General features: G+C 40.5%; 23 protein-coding genes and 2 pseudogenes. 9 read left to right on the top strand and 16 right to left on the bottom strand.

The genetic code is table 11. The annotated features are described in order from the left end of the window. Positions 1–115: 115 nt before the first annotated feature. The 5 genes from A3M5_RS0106315 to A3M5_RS0106295 form a co-directional block, all read right to left on the bottom strand. Complete coding sequence (locus A3M5_RS0106315) at positions 116–868, bottom strand: DUF4046 domain-containing protein (protein WP_018392920.1); 753 nt, start codon at positions 866–868, stop codon at positions 116–118. A gap of 78 nt (positions 869–946) precedes the next feature. Continuing rightward, complete coding sequence (locus A3M5_RS0106310) at positions 947–2,044, bottom strand: GerAB/ArcD/ProY family transporter (RefSeq protein WP_018392919.1); 1,098 nt, start codon at positions 2,042–2,044, stop codon at positions 947–949. 180 nt (positions 2,045–2,224) lie between these two features. Further along, positions 2,225–3,322, bottom strand: a complete 1,098-nt coding sequence (locus A3M5_RS0106305; RefSeq protein ID WP_018392918.1) for a GerAB/ArcD/ProY family transporter — start codon at positions 3,320–3,322, stop codon at positions 2,225–2,227. A 7-nt stretch (positions 3,323–3,329) separates the two neighbouring features. Continuing rightward, positions 3,330–4,559 carry a Ger(x)C family spore germination protein gene (locus A3M5_RS0106300; protein ID WP_018392917.1) on the bottom strand — a complete coding sequence of 410 codons (1,230 nt, stop codon included), beginning with the start codon at positions 4,557–4,559 and terminating at the stop codon, positions 3,330–3,332. Continuing rightward, positions 4,549–6,177, bottom strand: a complete 1,629-nt coding sequence (locus tag A3M5_RS0106295; protein ID WP_018392916.1) for a spore germination protein — start codon at positions 6,175–6,177, stop codon at positions 4,549–4,551. Before A3M5_RS0106295 ends, A3M5_RS0106300 begins: the two co-directional genes overlap by 11 nt. A gap of 331 nt (positions 6,178–6,508) precedes the next feature. On the opposite strand from A3M5_RS0106295, the pseudogene A3M5_RS22390 reads away from it, so the two are divergent. Continuing rightward, positions 6,509–7,654, top strand: a pseudogene (locus A3M5_RS22390) (site-specific integrase). Between the two features lie 104 nt (positions 7,655–7,758). On the opposite strand, the gene A3M5_RS0106285 reads toward A3M5_RS22390, so the two are convergent. Next, the gene (locus tag A3M5_RS0106285) at positions 7,759–8,007 is read right to left on the bottom strand and encodes an MBL fold metallo-hydrolase (protein ID WP_018392914.1); all 249 of its coding nucleotides are present in this window, start codon (positions 8,005–8,007) and stop codon (positions 7,759–7,761) included. 62 nt (positions 8,008–8,069) lie between these two features. Continuing rightward, on the bottom strand, positions 8,070–9,155 hold the full coding sequence (locus tag A3M5_RS0106280) for a branched-chain amino acid aminotransferase (RefSeq protein WP_018392913.1): 1,086 nt from the start codon (positions 9,153–9,155) through the stop codon (positions 8,070–8,072). A 161-nt stretch (positions 9,156–9,316) separates the two neighbouring features. Between A3M5_RS0106280 and A3M5_RS0106275 the strand changes: the two genes are divergently transcribed. From A3M5_RS0106275 to A3M5_RS0106265, 3 genes are all read left to right on the top strand, one after another. Beyond that, complete coding sequence (locus tag A3M5_RS0106275) at positions 9,317–9,952, top strand: NUDIX hydrolase (protein ID WP_018392912.1); 636 nt, start codon at positions 9,317–9,319, stop codon at positions 9,950–9,952. A gap of 284 nt (positions 9,953–10,236) precedes the next feature. Continuing rightward, a complete protein-coding gene (gene proB, locus A3M5_RS0106270; RefSeq protein ID WP_018392911.1) occupies positions 10,237–11,352 on the top strand; it encodes a glutamate 5-kinase in 1,116 nt (371 codons plus the stop codon). An 11-nt stretch (positions 11,353–11,363) separates the two neighbouring features. Beyond that, complete coding sequence (locus A3M5_RS0106265) at positions 11,364–12,605, top strand: glutamate-5-semialdehyde dehydrogenase (RefSeq protein WP_018392910.1); 1,242 nt, start codon at positions 11,364–11,366, stop codon at positions 12,603–12,605. A gap of 33 nt (positions 12,606–12,638) precedes the next feature. Here the strand turns inward: A3M5_RS0106265 and A3M5_RS0106260 are convergent, their stop codons facing one another. The 3 genes from A3M5_RS0106260 to A3M5_RS0106250 form a co-directional block, all read right to left on the bottom strand. Then, entirely contained in the window at positions 12,639–12,968 is a 330-nt protein-coding gene (locus A3M5_RS0106260; RefSeq protein WP_155894677.1) for a hypothetical protein, read from the bottom strand. Between the two features lie 102 nt (positions 12,969–13,070). Then, positions 13,071–13,667, bottom strand: a complete 597-nt coding sequence (locus tag A3M5_RS0106255; RefSeq protein ID WP_018392908.1) for a LytA/YqiH family protein — start codon at positions 13,665–13,667, stop codon at positions 13,071–13,073. Positions 13,668–13,770: 103 nt separating this feature from the next. Next, positions 13,771–14,487: a glycerophosphodiester phosphodiesterase family protein gene (locus tag A3M5_RS0106250; protein ID WP_018392907.1), complete on the bottom strand. Its 717-nt coding sequence runs from the start codon at positions 14,485–14,487 to the stop codon at positions 13,771–13,773. Between the two features lie 244 nt (positions 14,488–14,731). Between A3M5_RS0106250 and yfkAB the strand changes: the two genes are divergently transcribed. The 4 genes from yfkAB to A3M5_RS22385 all read left to right on the top strand — a co-directional run bounded on the left by yfkAB (position 14,732) and on the right by A3M5_RS22385 (position 17,942). Beyond that, positions 14,732–15,859: a radical SAM/CxCxxxxC motif protein YfkAB gene (gene yfkAB / locus A3M5_RS0106245; RefSeq protein ID WP_018392906.1), complete on the top strand. Its 1,128-nt coding sequence runs from the start codon at positions 14,732–14,734 to the stop codon at positions 15,857–15,859. A 4-nt stretch (positions 15,860–15,863) separates the two neighbouring features. After that, positions 15,864–17,237 carry an aminotransferase-like domain-containing protein gene (locus A3M5_RS0106240; protein ID WP_034299082.1) on the top strand — a complete coding sequence of 458 codons (1,374 nt, stop codon included), beginning with the start codon at positions 15,864–15,866 and terminating at the stop codon, positions 17,235–17,237. 18 nt (positions 17,238–17,255) lie between these two features. Next, on the top strand, positions 17,256–17,540 hold the full coding sequence (locus A3M5_RS0106235) for a DUF6509 family protein (RefSeq protein WP_018392904.1): 285 nt from the start codon (positions 17,256–17,258) through the stop codon (positions 17,538–17,540). Between the two features lie 222 nt (positions 17,541–17,762). Beyond that, positions 17,763–17,942, top strand: coding sequence for a hypothetical protein (locus A3M5_RS22385; protein ID WP_018392903.1), 180 nt, complete (start codon positions 17,763–17,765; stop codon positions 17,940–17,942). Between the two features lie 171 nt (positions 17,943–18,113). Here the strand turns inward: A3M5_RS22385 and A3M5_RS0106225 are convergent, their stop codons facing one another. The 4 genes from A3M5_RS0106225 to A3M5_RS0106210 form a co-directional block, all read right to left on the bottom strand. Then, on the bottom strand, positions 18,114–19,733 hold the full coding sequence (locus A3M5_RS0106225; protein WP_018392902.1) for a nucleoside recognition domain-containing protein: 1,620 nt from the start codon (positions 19,731–19,733) through the stop codon (positions 18,114–18,116). A 10-nt stretch (positions 19,734–19,743) separates the two neighbouring features. Beyond that, positions 19,744–20,844 (bottom strand): NAD(P)/FAD-dependent oxidoreductase, encoded by a 1,101-nt coding sequence (locus tag A3M5_RS0106220; protein WP_018392901.1) that lies wholly within the window; start codon positions 20,842–20,844, stop codon positions 19,744–19,746. Positions 20,845–20,972: 128 nt separating this feature from the next. Beyond that, positions 20,973–21,242: a 30S ribosomal protein S14 gene (gene rpsN, locus A3M5_RS0106215; RefSeq protein WP_018392900.1), complete on the bottom strand. Its 270-nt coding sequence runs from the start codon at positions 21,240–21,242 to the stop codon at positions 20,973–20,975. A 135-nt stretch (positions 21,243–21,377) separates the two neighbouring features. Beyond that, complete coding sequence (locus tag A3M5_RS0106210) at positions 21,378–22,556, bottom strand: GTP-binding protein (protein ID WP_018392899.1); 1,179 nt, start codon at positions 22,554–22,556, stop codon at positions 21,378–21,380. Between the two features lie 407 nt (positions 22,557–22,963). On the opposite strand from A3M5_RS0106210, the gene A3M5_RS25230 reads away from it, so the two are divergent. Then, positions 22,964–23,281 (top strand): hypothetical protein, encoded by a 318-nt coding sequence (locus tag A3M5_RS25230; RefSeq protein WP_063974738.1) that lies wholly within the window; start codon positions 22,964–22,966, stop codon positions 23,279–23,281. A 72-nt stretch (positions 23,282–23,353) separates the two neighbouring features. Here the strand turns inward: A3M5_RS25230 and A3M5_RS0106195 are convergent, their stop codons facing one another. Together A3M5_RS0106195 and A3M5_RS22380 are read right to left on the bottom strand one after the other, a co-directional pair. Continuing rightward, a complete protein-coding gene (locus A3M5_RS0106195) occupies positions 23,354–23,833 on the bottom strand; it encodes a hypothetical protein (protein WP_018392896.1) in 480 nt (159 codons plus the stop codon). A 710-nt stretch (positions 23,834–24,543) separates the two neighbouring features. Continuing rightward, positions 24,544–25,840, bottom strand: a pseudogene (locus tag A3M5_RS22380) (CitMHS family transporter). Positions 25,841–25,915 lie beyond the last annotated feature (75 nt).

The raw sequence follows: 25,915 nt of genomic DNA, 5'->3' as shown, positions 1-25,915 counted from the left end.
TCAAAAGCTGGCGGGGATGTTGTGATACATCTAATTAAAAACAATTATCCCTCTTTCCATTTTTTTATCTTATATTCATTGTCCTATACGGTAAAAACAAAGGAGTTTATTGCTTTTAAGCGGTTATAGTTTGCTCTCTTATCCATTGATGCACCTTGGCCAGTTGGGAATCAAAGGCCATTTGAAGGACCCCACTCATTCGATATTGGAAAAAATCATTTCTTTTGAGTTTGACAAGAGCTTCTTCATAAGAAGAAAAACCGAGCTTTTGAAAAAGAAAGCCATCTAACGCCTGTTTGACGTTCTCAGGATTTTTCCAATAATTCATTGGAACGTTCGCCAGTTCCCACGGTTGAAATTGACCAGGATACACAGCATTAATGACTTGATAAGGCGACTCTCCAAAAAAATGAAAAACACCACTAAGTCTATATTCTTTAAAAAAATGATGGTTAATTCGTAATGGAATTTCATGATGAGTCATCTTACATTTTTCTTCAATAACATATCGAACGGCTTCAATGGCTCTTTTTTTCCCTGCTTCTCCTCGCCAATACTTCCAGGGAACTTGGGTGAATTCCCACGGTTTAAATTTTCCAGGATACGCATTTTCAATGACCTCTATAAAATTCGTCCATCCCTGAACGTGAGCAGCCGGTCGTAATCGGTAATCCCAAAGGGTTTCAGCTTTGACGTTTCGTGGAATTTCCTCTAGAGGAATTCCTAAGTACTCCTCAATAAGGTAACGCGTTAGGATGGCTAAATAGTTCTTTCCCTGCTCTCCCACAAAGAAATGATTAGGGAATCGTACTCTTTTTCCATTCAATACATCTCGATAAATTTGGATTACTTTTTCTTTTTCTATCATAAGATCATCCTCCTTTTTGGATCTCTACTTTTTAAAATGGCGATAACGAATACATGATATAAAGGGAACCTATTCTTTCTATGCTGCTTTCTTTCTGTTTTTGAAAAAAGCAATGATGAGAAGAAGAATAGGAATGATGACTTGGAATGGGAGAAGAACATACGGCGTTATCACCTTCAGCCCTTCCTGAATATATTCCGTATAATTACTTGCAGTGGCCATGGATAAAAGTAAAATGACAACGCCCATCGGATAAGCAAGACGGGAAGGCTGTTTCACATGAAATAAATAAGACGTTGCCATCACTGCCGCATAGAAACAGATACTTATTTTCAAAAAACCGCCGATCATCGCAAAAAGGATAAAATAAATATCCAAACGCTCCAAAAATCCGGCTACTTCAATCGACTGGATCGAAGCTAAAAGGGGAAATTGTGCATGGGAAGTAAGATCAACGCCGAGAACACTTATGTTAATTGCTGCGACAAGAGCCAATAGGAGGCCACTCATGCCCATTGCCCATAATCCAGTGCGTTTCACTTTTTCACGTTCCTTGACATAAGGAAAGATCATCGCAAAGGCGATGACTTCTCCAAACGGAATGTACAGCGTTTGTGTGAAAGCGGTTTTGATCACCGGCAAAAGTCCTTCTTCCAGTATTGGTTTTAAGTTTTCAGTATGAATGATTCCTGAAATGATAAATAAAAGGAAACCGCTTAAGATAAGCAGGCACATGACGACAAACAACACTTCACTGGTTCGAGCGATGACTTCAATTCCTTTATAAACCATATAAACGATCACCAGAATGAACAGGGCATTGATGATAAATAAAGGGGTTGCGGGGTAAGCAATGGTGACCAGCAATTCCCCGAAAGCGCGCAATATGTTTGCAGCTACACATAAAAAATAGAGAACATAACAAAAGGCGATTCCTTTTCCTAAAACGGATCCTAGTAATCTTTGCACATATTCCATCGGCGGAAGATCCGGATAGTAGCGGTAAAGGCCGTAATAAATGAAAAACAGGCAAAAACCACCGGCCATTGCGATGAGAATAGCCAGCCAGGCGTTCTGTTTCGCGTCTATGGCAATCGGAAACCATACGGCAGTACCAATTTCAAATAAAATAATGAGTGTGAAGAGCTGATAGCTACTCATTTTTGCTTTTTCCATCACGTGCTCACTTCCCTTCTTTTTTCAATGTTGAGGGAATCATGCTCTTTTTCCATTCAATACATCCTGATAAATTTGGATTACCTTTTCTTTTTCTATCATAAGATCATCCTCCTTTTTGGATCTCTCCTTTTTACAATGACGATGACAAATACATGATAAAAAGATAACCTCTTCTTTCTATATTGCTTTCTTTCTGTTTTTGAAAAAAGCGATGATGAGAAGAAGAACAGGGATGATGACTTGAAATGAGCGATCGATATACGGCGCTACAACCACCTCCCATTCTTGCACATATTCCGTATAGTTGCTTGCGATGGCCATGGATCCGAGTAAAACGACTATTCCCATCGGATAAGCAAGGCTGGAAGGTTGTTCCACCTGAAATAAATGAGATGCTCCCATCACCGCCGCATAGATATAGATACTTAATTTTAAAAAACTGCCGATCATCACAAAAAGGATAAAATAAATATCCAAACGCTCCAAAAATCCGGCTACTTCAATCGACTGGATCGAAGCTAGAAGGGGATATTGTGCATGGGAAGTAAGATCAACACCGAGAACACTTATGTCAATTGCTGCGATAAGTGCCACTAGGAAGCCACTCATGCCCATAGCCCATAATCCAGTGCGTTTCACCTTTTCACGTTCCTTGACATAAGGGAAAATCATCGCAAAGAGGATCATTTGTCCAAATGGGAAGTACAACGTTTCTGTGAAAGCGGTGTTGCTCACCGGCGAAAGTCCTTTTTCGAGTACCGGTTTTACATTTTCAATATGAATATTTCCTGAAATGATCATTAAAAGGAAGCCGCTCAAGAGAAGCAGACACATGCCGACAAACAGTACTTCACTGGTTCGGGAGACGACTTCAATTCCTTTATAAACCATATAAACGACCACTAAAATGAACAAGGTATTGATGACAAATAAAGGGGTTGCCGGGTAAGCAACGGTGACTAACAATTCCCCGAAAGCGCGCAATCTGTCTGCAGCTGTATACACAAAATAGAGAACATAACAGAAGGCGAGTATTTTTCCTAAAACGGATCCTAGTACTCTTTGCACATATTCCGTCAGCGGAAGATCCGGATAGTAGCGGTAAAGGCCGTAATAAATGAAAAACAGGCAAAAACCGCCGGCCATGGCGATGAGAGTCGCCAGCCAGGCGTCCTGTTTCGCATCTAAGGCAATCGGAAAAAATGCAACAGTACCAATTTCAAATAAAATAATAAGTGTGAAGAGCTGGTAGGCACTTATTTTCGCTTTTTCCATCACGTGATCACTTCCCTTCCTTTTTCAATGTTGTATGAAGGGAGTTGTTGACTAATCCCGTGCGGCGTATAAGCGCCTCAACCTTTACGTCGACGTCTAATTCCGCAAACGTATGGTCATCCCACTCCTTTTCTAGTTTTTTCCACGCTTTTGGATCGGTACGGTGCACGACTTCGCCAAACCCGAAAATGTCCGATTTGTTTTTTTGCGCTTGCTGGACCGCTTTTTCAATTTCGCTCTTGATTTCTTTCTCAAGCTCCTTTTCAATCTTTTTGATGACGTGCGGATCCGTCAGTTCCACCGGCACTTTGACTTCCGCAATGTCTCCTTCTGCTCGCGTTGAAATCGATAGTTTTGGCTTCCCTTTTGTGAGGGTCGCAGAGACCTTCGTTTTTTGACGCATCACTTTATAGGCAATGGCTTTTTTTTCTTTTTTCCAGCTAATGCTTGTAATGGTCGTTTGAATTTTATCCAGTATCCACGCTGTTCCCTGTGCGGTTTCCCCGTCCATCCAGTCAATTAGCTTTCCTTCTTTAAACACCGCCAATCCATCCGCTTCAGGAGCCACTTCCAGTTCCGATGATTGAACGTTTTCCACCGTTTTCCCCTGCATAGGATCCCCTTTTAATGTGAAACCAGGCAGAACCGGTTCTTTCCCCGTGGAAGTGACTTGAGTAATCAACTCATGAACATTGACACGTAAGGTTTCACCTAGAGCTTTTTCTGTCGAATCCAGCGTTTTTTCAATTTTTGTAGAAGGTACTCTGTCTGTCCCTGTCAATGTTGTCAGTAAATCTTTCGCTTTTGTCTCCTTCGCGATGACGATCGCCGTCGTCGTCCGGAATTCGATGTCGCGGTCAAGCTCATCCAGGATGGGCGGGAGCCCTTCTTCTTTGGCCAGTTTCTCGCTAATAACGACCAGATTGGTATGGGCGTAATAAGGCGTTCGGGAGAGTTTTTTGGTGACCAGGGCGTCCATATCACTCAAGTTTTCTCCTGTGACCGAATACACAATAACGGGTGGAGAAGATGACCCACCACCTCCGCCTTGAAGTCCACTGGTGATGTTCCCTGGATTAATGACTTGTACAGTCGCTTCATAGTTTCCCTCTTCAGTTAGATCGAGGGAATAAGCGGAGATAAAGGCGAGATCGGTTAATTCTCTTTTGCTCCAGCATCCAGAAAGGAAACAAACGCTGATGGCCAGCAAAAAAAGAAACATCCCTTTACGATTCATTCGTGTTCCCTTCTTTCTGGTCTGTCATGATCATTTCACGAGAGATCGGAGGCTGCGGTTTCTGGTTTTCGCCTTGACGTGTTACATTCTTCCCAACGACCATCCGTGGTCTTTCGTTCATCGCCCATAAAGGTCTTCGAAAAAACGTCTCTTTAAAATTGGACGGAGAGAATGACGCAAACGGGCTCATATACGGAACCCCGAATGAACGCAAGCCGCACAAATGAACAATCATCAGAAAGAACGCAAGAATTAAGCCGAAAAAGCCAAAGGTGGCCGCGCTGATGATAAAGGCAAATCGAATCAAACGGGCGGAAATAGCCATCCCATAAGCAGGTGTCGCAAAACTAGCGATGGCGGTAACGGAGACGACAATGACCATGGCCGGGGATACAATCCCCGCTTGCACGGCCGCTTGCCCGATGACGAGAGCCCCTACGATCGAGACGGTCGACCCGATCGCTTTTGGCAGACGGAGCCCCGCTTCACGTAAAATTTCAAAGGTTAATTCCATAATAAGCGCTTCAACAACGGCTGGAAACGGCACGGCTTCCCGTTGGGCCGCAATAATAAAGACCAGTTGGGTCGGGATCATCTCTTGATGGAAGGTCGTTGCCGCTACGTAAAGTGCAGGTCCCACAAGAGAAATAAAGAAAGCAAGGACGCGTAAAAAGCGGAGGCCATTGGCGATATCAACACGGCTACTGTAGTCTTCAATAGTCTGGAAAAATCCAACGAAAAGAGCGGGAACAAGAAGGACAAACGGCGTTCCGTTAATCAAAATCGCGATCCTTCCTTCCAGAAGATTGGCCGCGACCATATCGGGCCTTTCCGTGTTATCAATCGTCGGGAAGGGCGTCATGGTCTGATCTTCAATCAATTGTTCGATATAGCCCGATTCAAGGATGCCGTCAATGTCAATTCTGTTTAATCGTGTACGCACTTCTTGAACGATGTCGTCTTTCGCTATGCCTTTTAGGTACATAATGGAAACATCTGTTTTCGTCACTTGTCCGATTGTCATCGATTCCACCCACACATCCGGGCTTTTAATAATCCGGCGAACCATGGCGATGTTGGTTTCATTGGTTTCCGTAAATCCTTCTTTGGATCCACGGATCGAAATATGCGTCGTCGGCTCTTGAATGGATCGTTTTTCCCCGCCCTGTGTGCCAACTGTCAGCGCTTCGTCGATTCCATCAATCAAAATGATCGCATTGCCCGCCATTAAGGAGTCGACGATTTCTTCTTGGTTACGCATCGATTGAACTTGACCGAGGGGAATGACTTTATCAGCGATCAGATCCATCATGTCTTGAAGTGTAAGTTTTTCCTGTAAAGAGCTGCTCTTCATGATCGACTCAATGAAGAAATCATTCACGGCTCGACTGTCCACGAGTCCTTTTACAAAAAGAACCGCTGCGTCTATTTTTGCCTGATAGCCGATGTTGACTTTTCGTATGACAATATCGGGGCTGTTTCCTGTGATTCGTTTGATGTCCTCCAGATTTTTGGAGAGAGAAAAGTCGTTCATGACAGAAGACTTCTGTGCATAGATCTCTTCTTTTGGCTGTTGTGGATTGCTTCTGTTTTTCTTTCGCTTAAAGAATGAAAGCATCGTATTAACTTACCTTTCTTTCTGTTTTCATCCATTTTGTCCGAGTACTTCCAGTCCTATGCATATTGATTGTTTAAATAAAAATGAGGAGGTCACTTTTTTCTATACAAAAACGCACATTAATTCTCACCCAACCCCTCCCTTTTATGAGACGGGGTTTTGTTTTACACTTTAAACAAACGCCCGTTCTATTTCTTGATTTACGTACATTCTCTATAATAGCTTCCCCGCTTAACATTAGAGCTGCACCAATTATGTACCTACGACCATCTTGAAGAAGTACTTTTTTAACATTACGCTCAAACAAAGAAGATTTGAAAGGAGAATGATCATGGCGGCATTCAGAAAACGTGGGAATAAGTGAGAGTATCGTGCCTCATTTAAAGATCCCTTTACACAAGAATATAAAGTAAAGTCCAAAGGCGGGTTTTCCACTAAAAAAGAGGCGCAGATTGCTGCTGCGGATATGGAAAGACAAATTGTTGAAGGCTCGGAAACAAGCGAGGAAAATATGAGCCTTTCCTTTTATTTAAAAAATTGGCTTGTTGAATATAAAAAAGAAACAGTCCGGAAAAATACGTATGAGCTGCATGAACGGAACGTGAGGAATCATATTCTCCCCTACTTCAAAAATATCAACCTTGTTGAAATGAAGCCGATCATGTATCAAAAGTTTTTGAACCATCTCACCAACCAAGATTACAGCAAGCGTACAGTCGAAATTATTCATGGGACCATGTACAATGCCATGGAAAAAGCTCTTATTCTGGGCAAATTGAAAAAGAATCCTTGCCGTGGCGCGACGATCTCCAATCGAAATGCAAAAGAGGATACCGGTTTAAATTATATGCGTTCAGAAGACGTCCCTACTTTCTTACAGACTGCCTTTAAGTACATTTACATATACTATATTTTCTTTAAGGTTTTAATTGAAAGTGGTATGCGAAAAGGTGAGGCTGCTGCACTCCAATGGACAGACATCGATTTAAAAGAAAGCCGGATCAGCATCACGAAGTCGCTTGATTTCCAGGCTGATTCAGAAGAAGATTTATTCGGAGATACGAAAAACTATAACTCAAAGCGTGAAATTGTGATGAGCCAGTCAATCATGAATGAGCTGTGGGATCATAAGAAATGGCAGAACAACAATAAACTGACGTTAAACGATATTTATAAGCATGATGTAAACTTAGTATTTTGCCGTGTCGATGGAAATTATTTACCAAAGTCTACCCTATTCAACGCTTTTAAGCGCATATTGAAACAAGCCGAACTTCAACAACTGCCCATTCATTCACTGCGTCATACACACGCGGTGATGCTATTTGAATCTGGTGCAAGCATGAAATTCATTCAAGACCGCCTCGGTCATGGCAGTATGGCCATTACGGCGGATGTATATTCGCATGTCAGCGACCGTCTCAGCAAAGAAACCATTGAAGAGTATGAAAAGTATGTTTCATTGTTCTTAAAATAATTTTGGTCAAATTTTGGTCAAAACCGTATTCCTACTAAAAATATTGTATTTGACCAAAATAAGAAAAACCTCTCAAAGCCATACGGCTCAAGGGGTTTAACTAATTAAAATGTAGTGAGGTATTGTTCACGTTCCCAAGGGTGTACTTGTGTGACAATCACATACTCAATTTCTTCAGGCGTAATGCCCAGTTCTTTCAATCCTTCAAGCAAATACGGAATAGATGGACTCGCACTTGTTTCTATAATGGCTTTTTTTGATTCATGAAAAATAGACAAACCCGTCCGTTTCGCAAATCCTGAATCGTGAAGATCAATTAATGACACATCAAATCCTAATGAAACTGTCCCCAATAGATTGCACCTCTTTTTAGAAAAATAGACGAACTGCTGTTAAGCAGTTCGTCTTATGTGAATTATTTTGATGAAGCAATTGGTACTTCCGTTACCCAATTGAATGGATCTTCAAGCGTCCCGTATTGAATACCTGTGATCGTATCATAGAGTTTTTTGGATAGCTCACCTGTTTTACCACTATTCAGTACCATTTTTTCTTCTCCCCAGAAAAATTCGCCGATTGGTGAAATAACGGCAGCCGTACCTGTACCGAATGCTTCTTCCAATTTACCGTCGCGATGTGCTTGAGCAATTTCCTCCATTGACAGACGACGCTCCGATACCGGTACATTCCAATATTTTAATAATTGAATAACCGAATCACGCGTCACCCCTTGTAAAATACTTCCATTCAATGCAGGTGTCACAACTTCTCCATCAATTTTAAAGAACACGTTCATGCTGCCAACTTCTTCAATGTACTTTTTCTCCACACCATCAAGCCACAATACTTGTGAATATTCTTTTCCACTTGCTATTTCCTGAGCTTTTAAGCTTGATGCGTAGTTGCCAGCTGTTTTCGCTTCTCCTGTTCCGCCTTTTACTGCACGTACAAATTCATTTTCTACTAAAATTTTAACCGGAGCAATCCCTTCTTTATAGTAAAGACCGACCGGTGACATAATGATCATGAATGTATAATTTTTCGACGGGGCAACCCCTAAAAATGGCTCAGTTGCAATAATAAACGGACGAATGTATAAAGATGTGCCTTCCGCTGTCGGAATCCATTCTTGGTCTACCTCAATTAATTTCTTTAACGCTTCAATTACAAAGTCACCATCAATCTGTGGAATACAAAGTCGGTTATTTGAACGATTCAACCGCTCCATATTTTTTTCAGGACGGAATAAAAAAACACGTTTATCTTCTGTTAAGTATGCTTTCATTCCTTCAAAGACCGTCTGTCCATAATGGAATATCATAGCGGATGGGGAAAGTGTGATTGGTTGATACGGGACAATCCGTGCGTCGTGCCAGCCTTTCCCTTCCGTATAATCCATCATAAACATATGATCAGTAAAAACACGGCCAAACCCGAGATTTGTTTGATCTGGTTTTTCTCTTTTTGTCTCTGCTAATTGTACGTTAATTTGTTCTGTCATGATCAAGGACTCCTCATTGTAAATATTCGTCAGCAAAGTGCTGATGTATGTGCTTATCTCATTTTACAATTCTTTCGTATATTTTCACACTATAAAATCAATTTTTTCACTATCTTGTCTATTTCCATTATAATAGAAGAAAATGTTCTGGAGTTGCTAGTATGGATATTAATGAGTTAAAAATGATTTTTGAACACCGAACACCAGATATTCTAGGTGGCGAAAATTTTGCTAAATTTTCTTTGTTGCTGCCACTCATCCAAAAAGATGACGGTCTCCATCTATTATTTGAAGTACGTTCTCTTTCCATGCGGCGTCAACCAGGTGAAGTATGTTTTCCTGGTGGCAAAATTGATCCAGATGACGAGGGGCCCGATTACGCTGCGGTGCGCGAAACACATGAAGAGCTTGGCATCCCGATGGATAATATCCGTGTCTTATTCCCACTTGATTTTATACTGTCGCCATTTGGTACCATTATATACAGCTACGTGGGATTCATTGATTTAAAAGAAATGAAATTGAATGAAGCAGAAGTTGATGAAATTTTTACTGTCCCTCTGTCCTTTTTGTTGAAGACAGAACCTGCTCTTCATCATATTCGACTTCGACCCGAACCAGAAGAAGATTTTCCATATCACTTAATTACGCGCGGAAAAGACTATAACTGGCAAATGAAATCAATGGAGGAATACTTTTATTTTTATGAAAACCGAATTATTTGGGGATTAACAGCCCGTATATTAAAGCATTTTTTAGATATTATCCGAGTGTCTCCAGATAGACTTGACAAATAGTTAGAATATACGATAATAAAAAGAACTGGATATCAAAATGATGGGATTAGTAGATGGTATGTAACCGGATAAGAGAAGGAGTCCACCGGCTGAAAGACTCCCGCGGCAAACACCATTGAACCTGCCCTGTACGTACATTGCTTATGAAAACATAAGCCGTTCTCCGCGTTAAGGACTTAAGAGGGCGCATTTCAGCGCCAAAAAAGGTGGTACCACGGCAAGCATACCCCGTCCTTTATTGGATAGTGAGGTGTGCTTTTTTTTATTGAAAAGGACTGATCTTAATGAAAAAACAACGGATTGTTGTTAAAATCGGCAGCAGCTCGTTAACCGATGATTATGGAAATATTGTAGAAGAAAAAATCGCGGATCATACATCTGCTATTGCAGCGATGAAAGATGAGGGTCATGAAGTCATTGTTGTCTCGTCCGGTGCGGTGGCAGCGGGATTTAAACAACTTGGCTACAAGTCGCGGCCAAAAACAATATCCGCAAGGCAGGCCTCAGCTGCTGTTGGGCAAAGTTTACTCATTCAGCGCTATATTGCTTATCTTTCACCAAAAGGCTATACGGTCGCTCAAATGTTGCTGACAAAAAGCGATTTTTATTCAAAAGATCGTTTTCAAAACTTTTATCAAGCTATGACGAGACTCCTAAACCGTGGAGCAGTGCCGATTATTAATGAAAATGACTCGATTTCCATTGAAGAGTTAACGTACGGTGATAACGATATGTTATCCGCTCTTGTCAGTGGCTTTTTACAGGCAGATGGACTTTTTATTTTAACCGATATCGACGGATTGTATGACAGTAACCCTAAAACGAATCCCGATGCGAAGCGATTTAATTTTGTTCCAGCTGTCACGGAAGATATGTTGTCAATGGCCGGTGGAAGTGGATCTTCTGTTGGAACAGGTGGCATGAAGTCAAAATTACTTGCTGCCGATAAAGCACAGTCGCTTGGTGTCTCTGTTTTTATCGGAAATGGCTCTGGTGAACAGAAATTACTTGATATTTTAGAGGGAAAAGGCGAAGGGACATATATTGGTTCGCCGATACAGCCGCATATGCAGCGAAAAAAACAGTGGCTGGCACACCATGCCCAGCCTAAAGGTTCGATTATGATTGATTCTGGTGCCGAAAGAGCTGTTGTCAAAGGTGGAAAAAGTTTGCTTTCTGCCGGTGTAAAAGCAGTCAATGGATTATTCGATGCGCTCGATATCATTGAAGTGGTAAACGAAGCTGGAGAACTTCTTGGACGTGGACAAGTTTACTATTCATCGATTGACCTTGAAAAAGTGAAAGGTTTGCCAAACAAAGAAACGAAAGCCTATTCTATCAATCAGCGGGCTGAAGTGATTCACCGTGATAACTGGGTAACATTAAAAACAGATCAATAGGAGTGAATAAAATGAGTGAATTAGTACAAAAAGCAATGTTATTAAAACAGGCTTCATTTGATATGGCCATAATATCAACAGAAGATAAAAATGAAGCATTATTATTGATTGCGGATGCATTAATCGAAAAAACAGCTTATATTCTAAATGCCAATGAACAAGATATGGTGTCTGGCCGCGCAGCTGGGTTCACCGAGTCCCTTCTTGATCGCCTTCAATTAACAGAAAACCGTATAGCCCAAATTGCCGGTGCTGTCCGTCAGTTAACAGAGCTCTCGGATCCCATTGGCGAAACGGTCGAATCATGGACAACAGAACATGGTCTCGAAATTGAAACCATTCGTGTGCCACTAGGCGTGGTCGGTATGGTCTATGAAGCACGTCCTAATGTGACTGTTGATGCTGCAACTCTTTGTTTAAAAGCAGGCAATGCCGTTCTTCTTCGCGGAAGTACATCTGCCCTGCACTCTAACAAAGCCCTTGTAACGGTTATGAAAGAAGCGCTCGAAGCTTCATCTATTCCAACAGATGCCTTGCAGCTGTTAGAAGATACGAGCCGCGAAACAGCTACGGAAATGTTTAAGCTAAATAAATATTTGGACGTGTTAATTCCACGTGGCGGGGCTGGCCTCATTCAATCCATCATCACACAGGCAACGGTTCCCGTTCTTGAAACAGGTGTCGGTAACTGTCACATCTTTATTGATGAATCCGCTGAGAAAGACATGGCGATCGATATTGTGATTAATGCGAAAACACATCGCCCATCTGTATGCAACGCAGCAGAAAGTTTACTCGTTCATGAAAACTGGCCCTACCAAAATGAATTATTGAATGCATTGAAACAGGCAGATGTAGAAGTGCACGGAGATGCGTTACTAGCGGACAAATATGATTTTGTCACATTGGCATCAGAGGAAGACTGGGGGCAAGAATATTTATCCATGACGTTATCAGCAAAAATAGTTAAGGATACACGTGAAGCGATTTCACATATTAATCAGTATGGCACGAAACATTCTGAAGCGATTGTTACAGAAAATAATAACAACGCTGATTTATTTTTCGGAGGTATTGATGCAGCTGTTTTATATCGTAATGCGTCAACACGCTTTACAGATGGAGAACAGTTCGGATACGGTGCAGAAATCGGCATTAGCACGCAAAAGCTTCACGCGCGGGGTCCAATGGGATTAAAAGCGATCACAACCGTCAAATCGCTTGTGCGCGGCACTGGTCAAATCCGTCAATAAAAATAAGCGTCAGGAATATTCCTGACGCTTATTTTATATAAAAGCTTTATCAATATAATTGCTTTCTTTTAAGACAAAACCGCCTTCAACCAACTCTTCCCACAAAAGTCGATCGAGTGCATAAGGAGCCTGTTCTTGCAGAGCTTTTAATTGTTTTTTCTCAAATGTAAAGACATATGAAAATTCGTCAATAATAAATATCCCTGATACATTTTTTAACATCTTGTCCCAATCAAAAAGAAGTATCGTATCGTTACCCCAATCGATTAATTGTTTTTCCATGCAATTAATAACATGAAAAAAGAAACTTTCTTGATCCATTACTTTTGCTAAGTAGCTTCTCAGCATTCCTGAAGTATTCATATGTTGCATCTCCAGTCCCATAAATTGTATTTTCCTATCCTTTCCCTCCACTCTTTCTTTTAAACGAAAAAAGCACATCTGAAAAAGATGTGCTTTTTTTCGTTACATCACTTCGTTAATAACGAGCTGTTCTCCTTTCTCAACATACACGAATGTCACGCTGTCACCCTCAGTTAATTCTGCAAACTTGGCCATTGCTTCCCCGTCTGGATCAACCTGATAAGCAGCTGGGACTCCATCTACCTCAATTTCAACGGTATGAGGATCAGCCAATCCATTAAATGTGCCCGTTACTTCCTTTCCTTCCGTTACAGCTGGAGCTGGTTCTTCTTTCGGTGTTGTCGCATTATCGACACTTTCCTGTGCATCTGATGGAGCTTCTTCAACAGCGTCACCGATTTCAGCTACTTTCTGCTCTACAGCATCCGCTGCATCATTCGCATTTTCTTGTAAATCTTGTGTTGCTTCATCTACTTTTTCAGCTGCATTTTCTATCGTTTTAGAAGCATCGCTTGCAGCATCATCCACCGCTGGCTCTGTTTCTTCTACTACCGGCTCTGTTTCTTCTGTTTCAACTGGTGTTACCGCTTCTTCAGCTGTATTTTCTTCTGGAACCGCATTTTCAGAATCAGCAGAACAGCCTGCAAGTACGCCACCTGTTAAGAGTGCAGCACCTATGAAACCTGTTATCTTATTCATTATGTAATTCCCCCTCATGTGTTCATATTTCAAATCATACTGTTTTTTTCCAGTAATGAAAAGCAATATGATTAAAAACAGCACAAATGAACTGTTTTCCCTATTAAAAGGTGAGAGCAAGCCACTTATGAGGGCAATCTGTCATAATCGTATCCACACCTAGATTACGAAGAATAGCTCTATTTCCTGTGTCATTCGATATCGTTACAGCCAGAGGTATATGTTGGTCTGCTGCTTGACGGCTGCCGCTTGAAAATAAAAACGGTGTTTCACAATGAATAGCATGTGCCTTTATTTTATTCATCATCTGTACGGCATTAGACGGTATTCCTGTACAAAGTAAAGCCGTCCCGATAAACGGGTCAAGGCGGCGAATTTTGAGCATACTTTTTAAATTGAGCGAAGAAAGAATAACTCGGTCTTCGAGACCGAACCTGTACAAGGCTTGCAATAATGTATTTTCCATCATCGTGTAGCCAATCACGTTGTTTTTCAGTTCGATGGATAAAGACATTTTTTCTTCTTCTGCCCATTCAAGCACCTCTTCCAGAAAAGGAATTTTTTCACCTGAAAACGTGGAATTTATACTTTTTCCAGCATGTAGCTGGCGAATCCCGGCGGCCGTGTAATTAGCAACTAAACCTGTCCCATCTGTCGTTCTGTTTACGTGTTCATCCTGAATGACGACTAGCTGTCCATCTTTTGTCATGTGTACATCAAAATGAATGCCACCTGCACCGCAATCTGCCGCTGCTTGGAATGATGCCATTGTATTTTCGGGGTAAAGACTTGATACTCCCCGGCGGGCCATAATTTTCATATATTCCCCCATCCCTATATCCATTGTACGCACCTAATATAAAGAAGATGTGAACTTAATGTATAGAAATTAACATAATTATGTATAAGAATTATGAACAAAGTGTGAATAAAATGTTCTCTTTCTTTACAACATCTTCGTTTTTTTGAATGAATGTATTGAATTGTCACTATCACAATCTTTTTCTTTTTCACGAAAAGAAGGTATAATAAAATGTTGAAAGAAAAAAAGAGGTGTTTCACATATGAAAAAAGCGATTACTCCTATTTTTGATCCTTGGGAAAGTTATCTGGACATTGATCAATCTGGATCAATACAGCTTTCAAACATTGAATTGACAACGACGACGTTATGCAATATGCGCTGTGAACATTGCGCCGTCGGCTATACATTACAGACGAAAGATCCCGACGCACTGCCTCTTTCACTGCTGTTATCCAAACTTGATGAAATCCCATCATTACGTGCGTTAAGTATTACGGGCGGCGAGCCGATGCTGTCTAAAAAATCCGTGCAAAATTATGTATTGCCGCTGCTTCGTTATGCACATGAGCGCGGTGTGTACACGCAAATGAATTCGAATTTGACGATTGATGCAGCGCGATACGAGCTGATTGCGCCGTATTTGGATGTTCTGCACATTTCGCATAACTGGGGAACCGTAGACGAGTTTGTGGAAACGGGCTTTGCGCATATGGAGCGCAAACCATCGTATAAACAACGAGAGCAGCTGTTTACACGGATGATCAATAATAGTCAAATTTTAGCAGGTGCGGATGTCTTAGTATCCGCAGAAACGATGTTAAATAAGCGGACGCTTCCTTATCTTGAGAAGATTCATCGTCAAGTTGTTGATGAGATGAGATGCGCACGCCATGAAATTCATCCGATGTATCCGAGTGACTTTGCAAGTGTCCTTGAATCTCTTTCACTTGATGACATGCGAGCAGCTATTCATCACCTGCTGGACGTAAGAGACCCAAATGTATGGATGTTGTTCGGCACACTTCCATTTTTCGCCTGCAATGAAGATGTTCGAGATCGGGAACTTGTCTATCGCCTGCAAAAAGAGCAGCACGTCACAGTACGAAACGATCCTGATGGGCGGTCGCGTTTAAATGTAAATATTTTTTCAGGTGATATTATTGTCACCGATTTTGCGGATGCACCGTCACTTGGCAACATTCAAACAAATTCATTTCAAGAAGCCTATGAGACGTGGACCGCATCGAAACTGGCAAAAGAAACGGGCTGCCATTGCTCATCTGTCCGCTGCCTCGGACCGAATATTTTAGTAAAAAACGCCTATTATCCGGAGACTGATTTCACCAAACGGGCTGCATTCCTGGATTTAACGAACATTGGACAATGACAAAATGAAATCTAAAATGAAATCGGACATCGTTGCGGACTGGATTAAAGAGCAGATTAAGCTCGGTAAATGGGGCTCTGCCGGTGCGAAAATCCCGAGTCAGCGCGTACTTGCTGATCAATTTTCCGTCAATAGAAGCACCGTTGTGACCGCACTTGAACTACTGAAAAAAGATGGAATTATAGAAGGTGTCATGGGGAAAGGTACGATTATCGCTAACGATACTTGGTCTCTTCTCGCATCACTTCCAAGATCAAAAGATACACAGCCATCTCATCCCGTTGAAACTGGAATTATAGATTTAAGTAAAGGGGAACTGGCGGAAGATGTGTTTCCCGACGGATATTTAAACGATGTGCTCGCCCGACTGTCTGGCAAAATCCACTCACTAGGTTATGAGGAGCGTGGCGGTTATGAACCGCTCCGGGAAGCTGTTGCAGGATATATGACAAGGCAAGGTACTCCTGTCACTCCTTCATCCATTTTAATTGTATCCGGTGCCATGCAAGGACTTCAACTGATCGCCTCAGGGCTTATGGAACGCGGCGCCTCTGTTTTTTTAGAAGAACCCTCTTACCTATATTCCATTCATACATTTCAATCGCTTGGTATGTCTCTTACAGGCATTGAAATGGATGCTGATGGATTGGTCACGGCTGATTTGCAATCGAAATGGCGTCCAAATCATCCTAGTGCTCTCTATACGATACCCTGTTTTCATAATCCAACTGGTATCATGATGAGCGAGTCGAGACGAAAAGAAGTATTGTCATTTTGTGCTGCCCACCGCCTTCCTATTATTGAAGATGATGTTTACCGGGAACTCTGGCTCGATTCCCCACCACCGCCTTCATTAAAATCGATGGACACAAACAGCAATGTTTTGTATATCGGAAGTTTATCAAAGACATTAAGCCCTGGCCTGCGGATCGGTTGGGTTGCTGGTGCAGAACCAGTCATTGAACGCTTGGCTAATTTGAAAAGGCAAGCAGACTACGGGACGAGTTCATTGTCGCAGCGTGTAGCCTCAGAATGGCTTGAAGAAGGATTATATGAGCATCATCTCGAATATGTACGGAAAGAGCTGTTAAAGCGGCGTCTAGAAGCATCTGCGTCTCTAGAACGCCACTTATCTGGACTAGCAGACTGGCGGATCCCGAACGGCGGCTTTTTTATATGGCTGAAATTAAAACAGGATATTTCAATAAAAGAATTATACACAGAAGCTGTAAATGAAGGCATTTTATTTCATCCGGGCAGTATTTATACAGAAGGGACTTCCCGTTCCATCCGTTTATCATATGGATACGCAGGACCCGCCCAGTTTGAAGAAGGAATCAGGCGGCTGAAAAAATGGATTATTACACTTTCTAAATAAAAAACAGGAGGCAACAACATGAATATTACTGATCATAAATTAGAAAAGGTCGCGGACCCGTTTGGCATTTTAGAAGGAGATCGGTACGAATATCATCTTTTTGCGGCAGTTGATGAAGATGACGATTTATACTCTGCTGAAGGCTTTTACATTCGTGTCCTATATGTCGTAACAGAAACAGAGAAAAAGATAGCAGGCTTATTTTTGCATAATCGTGCAGATGACAGCGTGCTTGATTTTGAACTGGAAGATGATGAAATCGAACTTGTACAAGAATACTGTGACATACATTTAAACGCATAAACACATGTAAACCCCATCCACTTTTATAGGTGGATGGGGTTTTTTAGTTGGCACTTATACTTGATTTTTCTGTGCTAACTCCACTTTCCTATATTTGTTTTGCTGTTTGAATATACTGATGAATCTGGTTGTAACAATGATACTTGCCATCTGTAAGCATAAAAACGATACTCACTACATATACTAGTTCTTAATATTTATAAAGAAAGGAGACTTCACATTATGTCACCAATCGAACTTTTTGGATGGATACTATCAATGATTTTAGGCGTTATCTTTATTTGTTCTTTAGTTGCACTATATAAAGAACCGACCTCAGACACTGAAAATGAGAGATCCTTTGTACAATCGACTATTTCAGAGGATAAAATAAAGGATCGTCCTACAGTTAAGATTTATTAAATATAAGTACACAATGATGTTAGTTTAGCCATCTCCACCTTCTGCTTTATTCATAGTCCTAGTCGTTTTTCAGCTTCGTTTTAGCCAAGGTCTTTCCTTGGCTTTTTTTATTTACTTATTGTGCATTTTATAACTATTTTTCACCAATGACTACAAGATGGTGTGAATAACTTATTCATACATGGAAAAAAGAATGGAAAACAAGATAACGCTGACAATGCTCGTTGTCATTTGTTTTCCAGCAATCATAACTGCATCCTTCCAAGATAATTCTTTCATGATTTTCATTAACGTTACTAAACAGGCTGTAAACGTACTGCAAAGGAAAACGGCGATAAATAATTCTCCAGGTGTCATTTGTTCCAAAACACTCCCTGATCCTTGATTTAAAAGGAGTATCCCATCTTTTCGAAACAAACTTGCAACGAATGCCGGTGCGATTTCAGTAGATAAACCGATCACGACTAAGAGCGGTGCAACGAAGTTCTTTAAATAGTCCAACCATCCTAGTAACTCAAACATCGAAGCAATCAAGCAAATGATTAGAAAGATCGGCATAGCTTGTAAAAGAAATTGGCTTATAACAGGCTTGATTCTAAACCATAAAGTTTGCCCTGATGGCCATTGTAAAAAAGATTCCCGCTTTTGAAATAGAGGAACCATCGTTCGTCTATTCCAAATCTTCACATGAATAAGTGAAATCACGATCAATGCAAAAATATAAGGAATGATTAAAACGATATTCCCTGATGCCCCAAAGACAGAAAGTGTTGCTCCTAATTGATAGCTACAGGCAGAACCGAATGAAATGACTGAAATACAATTCTTTCTTGTACATATACTACAGCTCCGGCTTGCTTGTATTGCGACGACATTACAGCCAAAGCCACTGATAATCGGAACAAGGTCTTGTCCAGTCAAACCCACTTTACGCATGAGCGGATCTAGCGAGTCCGTAATCCGATCCTTTAATCCACTTTCCTCGGTAATCGCTACGGCTAAACCAAACAGAAGCACAACCGGGAAAGCCCATATAAAGGAGTAGATTCCTAACGAAAAAAGTCCAAAATCCCCAAATAGCAAAGTTTTCAATGATTCTGGAAAAGTTGAAAACCAACTCTTCATAGGCCTGAGAATATTTAATCCTACGAAACCCTCTGCTCTTTTCGAAAATTGATATGCTAAGAAAATAGGTAACGTATAGATGCTTAGTACAGTAAAAAGGGCCAGGTAAGGGCCAATTACTCTTTTTTGAAACAACGTTGGTGATTCTTTTACTTTTTGTATTGGCAAATTAGCAAGTTCATCTGTTTCGGATGAAGTAACGAATCTGGCCAGTTGTATTACATTTTTTGCAACACTAGAATCGATAGTACGGGTATCCATAACATATAAAGGGAAGTTCGTTTTCGCTTTAAAATCACGTAATGCTTGCAGCGATTCTCGATCCATTTTATCTTCAAAGGTAACAAGGAGCGCTACCGGTTTATGATTAAATGAAAAGATTTTTTCAAATGCTTCAAGTTCCGTTTTAAAGTGAGTTCCTCTTACCACAAACCAAAGCTGATCTGCAGAGTCTGCCGTTTTTCCTATATACTGACTTGAGACAAGTTCACTGCCTAAGCGTATTCCCGGTGTGTCCACATACCTGATTTGTTCTTCTTTCACTTCAAAAACAGTAGAAGTAGAGCCTTTTACATTCGATCCTTGAACTTTGACTTCCTTTGATACTAAACTCTTCAATAAGGTCGTTTTCCCTGATGATTCCAATCCTACTAATACAATCCTCATATCGATTCTCCTAGCATGCACAATCTTTTTCGCAACAAGATAAGTCATCTAAATACATAGAAGACTGCTTATATAACTGAAAAACGTCGGGATTACAGGGCAGATGGTGATGAAAGAAGATATTCTCGGCAATAATCGCAAACCGTTGACGGAATTTATAAATAAAACAGAAGATCGTATTTTTTTGCCTTACACTCGGCCCAATTAAATAAACAGAAGGAGCAATTGTGGATTCATCCTTTTCGGTTAAGATCGGAAGCCCCTCTTCATTCCAGTCAAATAAATGCTTAAATTGTTTCGCGCCGCTCGAAAAACCTGTACAGATGATTGGTTCCCGGTCTGTTTCTACGACCTCACCGTCCTCAAATTGGACAAGATAACATTCCTTTGCCTCATCTTTTTCAATTGATACCGCCCTTTTGCTGGGATGTTCAACGGTTCGATTAAACACAACAAGCGACTTGAGTCTTTCTCTCGTAAATGGAGATAATGTCCGACTAGGGTCGACTTCTTTATCAAACCAAACAGGTGCAGAATAGTACACATCGACCTGTTGGTCAGCTGTGGCTAGATGATAGGCAGCATCAGCTGCACTTTCACCGCCTCCGATAATGATCCGATCTCCTTCAAGTTCTGCCCATGAAGTAACATCACCATAATGAATCCCATACGTAAAAGGCCTCTTTGGAAATTGGAATTCACCACAAGCAAGAATAACTGAATTTGAAAAGAATCCATCTCCGAGCTCACTTGTTTGCACCCAATATTTCCCCTCCTTTTTTTCCATTTTATAGACTGTTGTATTTTCACGAACTGGCAAATCATAGTACTCAGCGATCATAGCCAAATAATCACCATATTCCTCCCCTGATAAATGCTCCTTTCCAAATGTATAAGCCGGTGATGTATCTGGCAGAATTGCATTTAAATCCAAATGGCCAAATCCGTGGGCTGTAAAAGACGGGGTAATGAATTTTGTTTCTTTAGCCCATTGTAAAAATGTCGAACCAACTTGGTCCTTTTCTAAAATAATAAAATCTTTTATTCCATTTTGTTTGAGCAGCAAACCCATTCCAATTCCTGCTGGGCCGCCTCCTATAATCGTGATCAATTATGATCCCCCTCTTTTTTTATTATCTTTTGTAAAAATTCATCCACTTCTCAAATAATAATAATTACGATTTGAGAGGTGTGATGTTCTACTAATTGGATTCTTTTTGTAAGGATAGATGAGTATTTTTACCAACTGGCTTTTTTTATTCCTGGTAATTGTCCCTTATGTGCTAGCTCGCGAAAAGCGATACGCGACATGTTAAATTTCCGCATATATCCCCTTGGCCTGCCCGTTAATTCACATCTATTGTGAAGTCTGGTTGGAGAAGAATCCCGAGGCAGCTTGTTTAGAGCTATAAAATCCCCTTTTTCCTTTAGTTCTTTGCGAATCTCTGCATATTGTTCAACCAACTTTTGCTGTTTTTTTGCTTTAGCTATTTTCGATTTTTTAGCCATTTTCATTTCCTCCTCAATATAAAACGTAATTATTACGATTTAATCTTAAAAATTTTATGTTTATATTGTCTCTTTGTACATGCTATCGTAATTATGACTCTCATCATTATTCCCCTCATTTATATTAAAGTTAGTTTAGAAACTTGGCAGTGGATCGTGAAAATTTGTCCACTCTTGAACGAGCTCCTCTTCAGTAAGTAAGCACCTGTCTAATGTTTCGATCATTTGTTTTTGATCCATTCCGATACCAATAAGTACTAACTCCGTCATCCTGTCTCCATATTCCTCATCCCAGCGTGCTAATAGCTCAGGTTCTTCTTTTAAAATTTGCTGCTGTTCTTCTTCTGGATAAGCAGCAACCCAATCCCCCGCTCTCTCTATCGTTAAGGATGGACCCGCCTGAGAAAGCAAAACAGCGACATTGTTACGTGTTGCAAGCCAAAGAAACCCTTTTGCACGGACAACTTCGTCCGGCCATTCTTCGATCCATTTCATCAGACGATCGGGATGAAATGGTTTTTTGCTTCGATAGACAAATGATGCAATACCATATTCTTCTGTTTCAGGGACATGCTCTTCATTAAGCTCTTTCATCCATCCAGCACTTTGACTTGATATTTCAAAATTAAATAATTGAGTGTTAAGCACCTGGTGCAATGAGAGCTGTGAATGGATTGTTTTGATTATACTTGCATCGGGATTTAAAACTTGAAGGATGGCCTTTAATTTAACTAAATGAGCTTTATCAACTAAATCCATTTTGTTCAGTATAATGACATTAGCAAATTCAATTTGATCAATGAGAAGATCGGCTATTTCTCTATTGTCTTCTTCATTTACAGCTTGCTTTCGATCCAGTAATGTTTCACCCGAAGCAAAATCCTGCCAAAACTGATTTGCGTCCACAACCGTTACCATTGTATCAAGGCGGCAAAATTTCGATAGATCAATGCCCAGACTTTCATCTATATATGTAAATGTTTGTGCAACTGGTATAGGCTCACTTATTCCCGTTGATTCGATGACAATATAATCAATGCCTCCCGTAGCAGCCAGCTTCTCTACCTCAAGAATTAAATCTTCACGAAGCGTACAGCAAATGCATCCATTTTGCAATTCCACTAATTTTTCTTCTGTACGCGAAAACCCTCCCTGTTTAATAAGCGAGGCATCTATATTTACTTCGCTCATATCATTGACAATAACAGCTATCCTTTTTTGTTCACGATTTTTTAAAATATGATTTAATAGCGTTGTTTTCCCCGAACCTAAATAACCACTTAAAACGGTAACCGGAATTTTTCCACTTTCCACTACATTCACTCCTCAACAATAAATAAGAACGATTACGATTTAAAAGTTAAAAACTTGTTTAATAGATGCTACTCATACATAATAAACCGTAATGATTACTATTTACAAGTTTTTTTTGGAAAATTTGTTTTAATTATTACGATTTAATTGAATTATTAGCATCAAATACCCTAAAAAACCGTCTTAAGCAACTCCAATTATACAAAAAATCCGCATATGAAAGATTCACATCCCCCGCTTGGTAACTGCATACTTTGCATATTCGCTCCAAGCCTTTGTTTTTTTCTAAACATAATCACTGTTATCCCTGTTGTTTTATCACAATTCACCTATCCCATTTCCTTACGCAACCGACTGGCTCATAAACATACAAACCAGTCAGCATATCACAGTAAGCTAAGTGTTTAATGATCCATATTGATATTCCCATTCTGTCACATCTCTTGTCACGAGTAAAAGACTCTATACCGATTAAAATATTTACGTTAGAGGAATATGCCCATCGTCAAAAAAAAACGCGTCAGCTTGTACGTCAGTCGCTGAAAAAAGCAGTTGTTGAACTGTCAGATGTAAAACCACAGGATTTTTTAGCAACAGTGGCAGATCTAGCAGTTGCTTTGTCATTTCAAGTATACCTTAGCGGATTGGAACTGTTCGATCCCTTCATCATCCAGTCACTTTTCATGCCGATCAATGATTTTTTAACCATGGGCTATTTGTCTTGACTCCTTCCGCCGAAGCGGCTGACGCTTCGGCCGCGCTTGTATTACAGGCCAAACTTTCCGGCACGATATTCATTACAGCCATTCGGGTTCCTCCTTTCTTTTTCTCGGATGTTGTATTTCATCACCCGCACCCCGGCAAGTCGGGCACAGCGTATGTTGTGTCCCTGGCACATCCATCAATAAATAACCGAGCCCATCACACATCTTACACAGCTCTACAAATGATATATCTTCTTTAGTTTCTATTACATCGGTTGAGTTATACTGCTCAAATGTCTCTGATATTTGCGATGGAGGTTCCGCTACCATCGTTTCTTTTTGTAATTCTTTTTGCACTTCTTTAATAAGATCTTTCGCTAGTTCCTGTATTTTCTCTGTTAGTTCTTTTTCGTTGACAGTTTCCAGTGGTGGCTTCCTTTCCTCGTTCTGCAGCTGACTAAAGACGATAATTGCATCCCACATCTTCACAATGTCATCTTCTGAAATATACACATGCGGCGCATCCTGCATCATACGTTTGACATAACGTTTTTTAAATTGGTCGTACATCATATGCCTACATCCTTCCAAGTCCCGCCACAGTGGGCGCAAACGGATAGCTTTTATATAGTTTTGCCTGTTCTGCTATCCATTTATGCGTGTCATGCCCATACATCGCACTTTCATCAATCCGCTTCGTAAACGTCCAGAATCTCTCCTATTTCTACATTCACAAAAACGGCAATGTCTTTCCCTTTTCATGATAATGCCAGCACTTTTTCAATATCGGAATATCTTTCTTTTTCTCTGGTTGATTCCCGTACCACCTCCTTCCTTCCTTTCTTTTTTAGTTGATATCGAAACCTTCGACCACCATTTTAACCTTCTTTAATTCCAAGCATCTGTTGTCCTCATATAAGATTGGTAATTAAATCACCTGTTAGTTCATAATTTGAACAACTTTACTGTTATTTATCATTGTAAGTAAAGGGCTTTATTTTTACTTAACTCACTTTTCTTTTTTTGCAAACAAAAAACCCTGAATAATATGTTGAATCATTCAGGGTTTTTTATTTTATTACTGCTCCTCTACAATTTTTATTTCAGTAGCATGTGCATACAATGAAGCAGAATGCTCGTATATATCAAACGTAACAACTACCTTTTAAGCGACTTGAAGAGAGGAAACAGTCTCTTCATCGGTATCCTTCGTGTCAAAATCACTTGAATAGTCGTCGTACCTACATATACATGCCACTGCCTTGTAATAATCATTAACGATATTACAATGGGATAATACCTAAAACGAGAGCAACAAGAATTAGTACTGCTGTCGATCCGCATGCCCACTTTAAAAAAGCGCGCTGTAGTTTACCAAAGTCTTCTCCTACCATCCCGACCAAAAGATAGGTGGACGGAACAAGAGGACTTAATAGATGAACTGGTAAACCGAAAAGAGAAGCTCTTCCAATCATAGCAGGATCAATTCCATATGCAGCTCCTGCTTTTGCAAGTAATGGCAAAACGCCATAGTAAAAAGCGTCATTAGACATAAAGAAAGTAAACGGTGCACTAATTACTGCTGTAATTACAGCAAAGTGGGATCCCATTGCATCTGGAATATGCTTGATCATCGAGTTTGCCATGGCATCCACCATTTCAGTTCCTGAAAGAATGCCAGTGAAAATTCCAGCAGCGAAAACCATTGAAACAACAGATAGAGCATTATCGGCGTAATTGGCCACACGTTCTTTTTGATCACTCATTTTCGGATAATTGATAGTAATGACAATCGCAAAGCCAAACATAAACAATACAGTTGTTGGCAGTAATTCCATGATTAAAGCTACTAAAAGGATTATTGTTAATGCATAGTTAAAGACGATCAACTTCGGGCGTTTAAGATGTATATCCTCGGTTGTAGCCGCCACCTCTTGAGCCACCACACCATAATCAAGTTCGACCACACCAATCCTCTTTCTTTCTTTTCTGCCGAGAAAATAAGCCATGAATAGAACAAATAGGACACCACCAATCATGGAAGGTATAACAGGCGTAAATACGTCTGACATTTCAAGATTCAAAGCAGTCATCACCCTTGCTGTCGGTCCCCCCCCATGGAAGGAGGTTCATTACCCCTGATGCCGAAACAGCGATCCCTGCTAATGTAAGCGATTTCATTCCGATCCTTTTATAAAGGGGAAGCATGGCAGAAATGGTGATCATGTATGTGGTGGTACCATCTCCATCTAATGAAATAAAAAGGGCTAAAACAGCCGTACCGATAGCAATTTTTACAGGATCTCCTTTTACTAGCTTAAGAATCGTATTGATAATGGGATCAAATACTCCTGCGTCAATCAAAATACCGAAGAAAAGAATCGCAAATAAAATCATGATTCCTGTTGGAGCTACACTTTTAATCCCCTCTAATGCCATTGGACCCATTTCCCTTCCAAATCCGCCCAAAAGAGCAAATACGACGGGTACGATAATGAGAGCAATCATAGCTGAAAGTCGTCCTGTCATAATTAAAATCATAAATACGAGTATCATTAAAAACCCTAATAAAGCAAGCATATCCTTCACCCCTCAATTCTAATTAAATAAATTTTAAACTATGTATCTTGATTTGTAAGCGTTTTCAATTTAATG

Source organism: Bacillus sp. 37MA, from assembly GCF_000372765.1.
Classification (GTDB): Bacteria; Bacillota; Bacilli; order Bacillales; family Domibacillaceae; genus Domibacillus; species Domibacillus aminovorans.
The sequence above is the reverse complement of the archived record's forward strand: the minus strand, read 5'-3'. Positions and strand labels throughout refer to the sequence as shown.

Bases quoted from the DNA above. Each gene is read 5' to 3' on its own strand.
- A3M5_RS0106315 (WP_018392920.1), bottom strand. From the start codon at position 868: ATGATAGAAAAAGAAAAAGTAATCCAAATTTATCGAGATGTATTGAAT.
- A3M5_RS0106310 (WP_018392919.1), bottom strand. From the start codon at position 2,044: ATGGAAAAAGCAAAAATGAGTAGCTATCAGCTCTTCACACTCATTATT.
- A3M5_RS0106305 (WP_018392918.1), bottom strand. From the start codon at position 3,322: ATGGAAAAAGCGAAAATAAGTGCCTACCAGCTCTTCACACTTATTATT.
- A3M5_RS0106300 (WP_018392917.1), bottom strand. From the start codon at position 4,559: ATGAATCGTAAAGGGATGTTTCTTTTTTTGCTGGCCATCAGCGTTTGT.
- A3M5_RS0106295 (WP_018392916.1), bottom strand. From the start codon at position 6,177: ATGCTTTCATTCTTTAAGCGAAAGAAAAACAGAAGCAATCCACAACAG.
- A3M5_RS0106280 (WP_018392913.1), bottom strand. From the start codon at position 9,155: ATGACAGAACAAATTAACGTACAATTAGCAGAGACAAAAAGAGAAAAA.
- A3M5_RS0106275 (WP_018392912.1), top strand. From the start codon at position 9,317: ATGGATATTAATGAGTTAAAAATGATTTTTGAACACCGAACACCAGAT.
- proB (WP_018392911.1), top strand. From the start codon at position 10,237: ATGAAAAAACAACGGATTGTTGTTAAAATCGGCAGCAGCTCGTTAACC.
- A3M5_RS0106265 (WP_018392910.1), top strand. From the start codon at position 11,364: ATGAGTGAATTAGTACAAAAAGCAATGTTATTAAAACAGGCTTCATTT.
- A3M5_RS0106260 (WP_155894677.1), bottom strand. From the start codon at position 12,968: ATGAATACTTCAGGAATGCTGAGAAGCTACTTAGCAAAAGTAATGGAT.
- A3M5_RS0106255 (WP_018392908.1), bottom strand. From the start codon at position 13,667: ATGAATAAGATAACAGGTTTCATAGGTGCTGCACTCTTAACAGGTGGC.
- A3M5_RS0106250 (WP_018392907.1), bottom strand. From the start codon at position 14,487: ATGAAAATTATGGCCCGCCGGGGAGTATCAAGTCTTTACCCCGAAAAT.
- yfkAB (WP_018392906.1), top strand. From the start codon at position 14,732: ATGAAAAAAGCGATTACTCCTATTTTTGATCCTTGGGAAAGTTATCTG.
- A3M5_RS0106240 (WP_034299082.1), top strand. From the start codon at position 15,864: ATGAAATCTAAAATGAAATCGGACATCGTTGCGGACTGGATTAAAGAG.
- A3M5_RS0106235 (WP_018392904.1), top strand. From the start codon at position 17,256: ATGAATATTACTGATCATAAATTAGAAAAGGTCGCGGACCCGTTTGGC.
- A3M5_RS22385 (WP_018392903.1), top strand. From the start codon at position 17,763: ATGTCACCAATCGAACTTTTTGGATGGATACTATCAATGATTTTAGGC.
- A3M5_RS0106225 (WP_018392902.1), bottom strand. From the start codon at position 19,733: ATGAGGATTGTATTAGTAGGATTGGAATCATCAGGGAAAACGACCTTA.
- rpsN (WP_018392900.1), bottom strand. From the start codon at position 21,242: ATGGCTAAAAAATCGAAAATAGCTAAAGCAAAAAAACAGCAAAAGTTG.
- A3M5_RS25230 (WP_063974738.1), top strand. From the start codon at position 22,964: ATGATCCATATTGATATTCCCATTCTGTCACATCTCTTGTCACGAGTA.
- A3M5_RS0106195 (WP_018392896.1), bottom strand. From the start codon at position 23,833: ATGATGTACGACCAATTTAAAAAACGTTATGTCAAACGTATGATGCAG.